Annotated in this window: 3 protein-coding genes; all 3 read right to left on the minus strand. The window is 61.4% G+C overall.

The window, feature by feature from the left end:
- Positions 1-2,509, minus strand: a 2,509-nt coding sequence (locus tag P3C52_RS20745) for a DUF6531 domain-containing protein (RefSeq protein ID WP_275556754.1), incomplete at its 3' end; no start/stop codon positions are given.
- A 2-nt stretch (positions 2,510-2,511) separates the two neighbouring features.
- Positions 2,512-2,946, minus strand: a complete 435-nt coding sequence (locus P3C52_RS20750) for a DcrB-related protein (protein ID WP_275556755.1) — start codon at positions 2,944-2,946, stop codon at positions 2,512-2,514.
- On the minus strand, positions 2,946-4,676 hold a 1,731-nt coding region (gene tssI / locus P3C52_RS20755), incomplete at its 5' end, for a type VI secretion system tip protein TssI/VgrG (protein WP_275556756.1). The genes tssI and P3C52_RS20750, both read right to left, overlap by 1 nt.

Genomic DNA, 4,676 nt, shown 5'->3' on the forward strand with positions numbered 1-4,676 from the left:
CGTGACGTTCGGAAAATCCGTCGACATTAATGCCCGCCGGCATACCGGCCCGATCGTAATCATAACGGGTTTCGCGTCCGTCGGCGCGAATGTGGCAGGCAAGACGCCCGGCCGCCGTCCACCGCCAGCGTTCAGTACCGGCGCCGGGCAGGCTGTGACTGATTTGTCGGCCGCGTTCGTCATAAATGCGCTGTTGCTGATGGCCGGAGCAATCTTCATCGCGCAGCAGCTGTCCACGTTCATCCCACCAGAAGCGATGGCTGTTCTGCAGCGCATCGATACGCCCAACCAGATCGCCCTGCTCATTCCAGCTGAAGCGCGTTACGCTGCCCGCCGGATCGATCAGCTCAGTGACGTCGCCCCGGTTGTTATAACGATATTCCCACGCCGCGCCGTCCGGCAGCACTTCCTTTAACGGAAATGCATACACCTTATGCCAGGTGGTTAAGGTCGCCAGGCCAAGCGGATCGCGCACCATGGTCAGATTGCCGCGCGGGTCGTGGTTATATTCCCAGCGGTTGCCGTCAGGATCGACGGTCGCCTTTAACAGCTCACTGTCGGTTGCCCAGTGATAGCGCCATTCGGCGCCGTAGCTGTCGATATAGCGGGTGATCCGATAAAGGTGATCCCAGTGATGTTCAGAGCTGCCGCCCGACAGGCAGGTTACCCTGGCCTTACGCGCCTGTTCGTCGGCATCGATCAGCCAGTGTTCCAGCACCTTATGCTGCTCGTCGCGCACCTGATATTCCGCCACGCGCCACGCCGTGCCGTTATTAGCCGGACGCCACTGATATGCCACGGTCAGCCCGGTAGCATAGCTGTGCGAGGCCATGCAGTCGCTGGCCCGATCCCAGTCAAAGCGGCGCGTTACGATCCCGTCCGCGTCTTCGACGGCGATCAGCTGTCCCTGGTCGTTATAGCGATAGCTCACCAGTAAATGGTGAATGCCGTCGCACACCTGATGAACGGCGGCCAGACGCCCCTGTGATTCATAGCTCAGCGCGACTTCCATCGCCTGGTTGTCGCCGGAAATAGCGATTAGCTGGCCCGCATCGTTGTAATCGTAGTGCTGGCAATTTTCATGGCGATCGTAAATACGCGTGATGCGCCATTCGCCGGCGCGCTGCGGATCCGGCTCGTAAAGCTGGAACTCGCCGAGATCGCTTTGTAAAACGATCGATCCCTGCACGCTGTACCAGATCGTCATGCCATCTTCCAGACAGTGCATGACATCGCCCGGTTTGATCTCGCCAAGCCCAAGTTCGCGACCGGTAATATCGCGCCAGAAGAACAGGCTGCGATCGCCGCTTAGGCGCTGCAGCAGCCGGGTCTCAAACGGCAGCATCCAGCCAACGCCCAGCAGGCCGGTGGCGGTATTGCGGCTGTGGTAAACGCGCTGCCAGTGCAGCGGAATACGATCCGCCAGCGAAAAATCGAGATCTTCCTGTCCGGCAAGGATTTTAGCGCCGGTTGCGATGTTAACCGGATGCGCCGTCTGCACCGCTTTGCTGGCGATCATCCCTGCTGCCTGCACCGCGCCTTCCGTAGCGGCCGACTGGGCGCCAGCCGCGGCCAACGGACAAACCGCGTTACGCAGCATGCGCATAAACTTAAACTCACGATACAGGCTTTGCAGCGCCCGCACGGCCTGGCGTGCGCCCATACCGCCAATCAGCCCGCCCAGCATATACATCAGGGCATTTTTACCGCTGCGTATCTCGCGCACCACGATACTGCCGCCGCCGATGCGCACGCGCGGATTTTCCGCCACCTCGATTTTGGCCTCGCAGGTGCTGCGATCGCCGTTGCGTGCGGCGGGCTGGCCGTTAATCAGTACCTTGCGCGAACCTTCCGCAATAAAATTGCTGTTTTCCGCCAGGTGGCCTTTGGAACAGAGAACGGTATCCAGCGGTGCGGGCGTGGCGTAGGAGCTGGCGCTTTCGACAACCGGCTGCGTCAGGTTTTTCCAGATATTGCTGAAGTAGTGTTTAACGTCATCGCCGTCGATATGACTGATGCTTTCCGCCAGCGCCTGCGCCGTTTTGCCCGGATGCAGCACGGCGGAAGCGGTGGCCGAGATGCCCGCCGCCACCATCATCACCACATCTTCCGCCGACAGGCTGTCATCTGCATCGGCCGCAGGCGAGTTCAGAAAGGCGTGATCGACGGTACCAGCCGCGCGCGCCGCGGCTTTGCCCTGAATAAAGACATTTGCAGAGCCGCTGGTGATTTTGGCGTCAGGCGGGCCTTTCAACCCAAAGAAATCGAGTGCAGAATCAACCAGTTCGCCCGCTTTGTTACCGATTTGCTCAGGAATGCCGCTTACCATCGCCGCGGCGGTCAGGCCGATGCCCACCGCCACGCCGACGCCGGTTGCGCTGACGGCGGTAGCGGCGGCGTAGATCCCTAAATAGATCGCGCCTTCCACCAGCCCACTGGCGAAATCGGCCAGCGCCGAGCTGTGTACCAGCGGATCGTCGATGCGGGCGGCAATCAGTTCATCCGCCATGCTCAGGCCTCCCCGGCCCCAGCAGGCGTGAAACCTGCCTTAATCTCCTGCCACATCGCCAGCGCCGCCTCATCGAACGGCAGCGTGCGGCTAAAGGTTAATACCAGTAGATGATCGCTAAGCATGGTAGTCAGCAGGATCTGATACAGCGTTATCTGCTGATTTTGAAAATGAAAAGCGACCTCCTGCGCGGGCAGGCCGCCAAGCTGTGTCGGCTGCGGCGCTTCCGCCACAAACTTTTTCATGTCGCGTTTGACCTTCGCCAGCTGCTGCTGGAGATACTGCGTCTCCTCGCCCGGCTTCACGTTAAACGCGCGGGTAACCACCAGCGAAGCGCGCGCCTGCGGCAGCTTAAGAATAGTGACGCTTTCATCCTGCACCGCTTCCGGCAGGGTCAGGGTGCCTTCCGTCAAAATATATTCCACTGGCTGACTCATTAGCTGTTTCCTTTGTTTTTATTAAATGCCGCGTTAACCCGCTCTTTAATTTGATCCGGCATCGGCGCGACAGAGATAGCGCCGCCGGGCTTTTTAATATTTAAATCAAGCGTGCCGCCGGTATTAATTTCGCCCTGTGCGGCGGCATTAATTGAGAAGGTATTGCATTCCAGCATTACGTCGCCCGCTTCGTTCATAATAAATGTGCTGTCACCGCAGATCAGGCGGATCGCGCTGGCCGACGCCAGCGTTAGCGTGCCTTCGACGCTTAGCTCATAATCGCCGCCAACCAGCTCGCTGCGCGTCGCCTGCGTCATTTGGGCATAGCTGCCTTCCACTTTACTGACGTGATCTTTGCCGATATTCACCGTCTGGTTGCCGCCAACCGCATGGGTCTCATCATTTTTAATGTTGGTATCCATATTCCTTTCGGCCTGGATCCACACCTGCTCTTCACCCGCCCGGTCCTCGAAGCGCAGTGCGTTAGCGTTGTCCGGCGTGCCGTCCTTCGACCGGCTCAGAAAGCCCATCTGCGTCGCCGCCGCCGGCAGCGCCCACGGCGGCATGCTCGCCTCGTTGTACACCCGCCCCGTCACGATGGGCCGGTCCGGGTCGCCGTTGATAAAGTCCACCACCACTTCGTCATTCACCCGCGGGATCTGCACCCCGCCGAACCCCTGGCCCGCCCACGCGCTCGACACCCGCACCCAGCACGAACTGGTTTCGTCCCCCTTCGCCAGCCGGTCCCAGTGGAACTTCACCTTGATGCGCCCGTAGCGGTCGGTATAAATCGACTCGCCCTGCGGCCCCACCACCCGCGCCGTCTGCGGGCCGTGCGTTTTCGGCCACGGCGTCACGGCCGGCGGCCGGAACGTCACCTCCGCCGGCAGCACCCGGAACGCGATGCGATGCACCGTTTCTCCCTCTCCGCTGGCGTAGCGGTTCTCCTCCAGGTAATAGTCCGTCTCCAGCGTCAGGTACTGCCCGTTGTCGCCGCCGTGCGGCGCGTTCAGCAGCGCGAAGGTGTAACCCGGCGCGATACCCAGCGCCGTGCCGGAACCGCTTATCTGCCGGTGCGCCGCCTGCCACTCCTCCTGGCGCACGCGCACATACTTCTCGCCCTGCGCGTGTTCCACAAAGCGCCCCGGCCAGTCGTAAACGTCTATCTGCCCCGGCTGTGGCGAGACCGGGTTCTGCCGCGCCTGCAGCAGCCAGGCGTTCGGCTTGCGGAAGTCGTAGTCGTCGATGCTGTAGATGCCCGGCGTCACGCTGTCCTCCAGCGCCCAGCCGCTGACGCCCTGCTCCGACGTCACCCCGCCGCTGCCCGTCACGTGGTAAGCGATATGCTCATAGCCCGGCCACGGCTGATGCGCCTCCGGCGCGTCCGCCAGCACCATCACGTGCCGGTCCTGCTCGTGGCGGAACCAGTAATAAATCCCCTCCAGCTCCATCAGGCGGCTGATAAAGGCGAAGCTGCTCTCCTGGTACTGCACGCAATATTCCCACTCGCGGTAGCTGCCCTTCAGCCGGTCCTCCACCTGCACGCCGTACTCCGCCAGCAGCTGGTGGATAATCTGCACCGCCGTCTGCCCCTGGAAGATGCGCGAGTTGCGGTCGCGCTTCATCGGCCACAGGTCCGGCTCCAGCGTCAGCTCGTACACCGCATAGCGCGTGCCGCCCAGCTCCTCGCTTTTCACCGCCGCCCGGGTGATTTTGCCGTTGATATAGCG

It is taken from the genome of Mixta sp. Marseille-Q2659 (genome assembly GCF_940807255.1).
In the GTDB taxonomy this organism is placed as follows: Bacteria; Pseudomonadota; Gammaproteobacteria; order Enterobacterales; family Enterobacteriaceae; genus Mixta.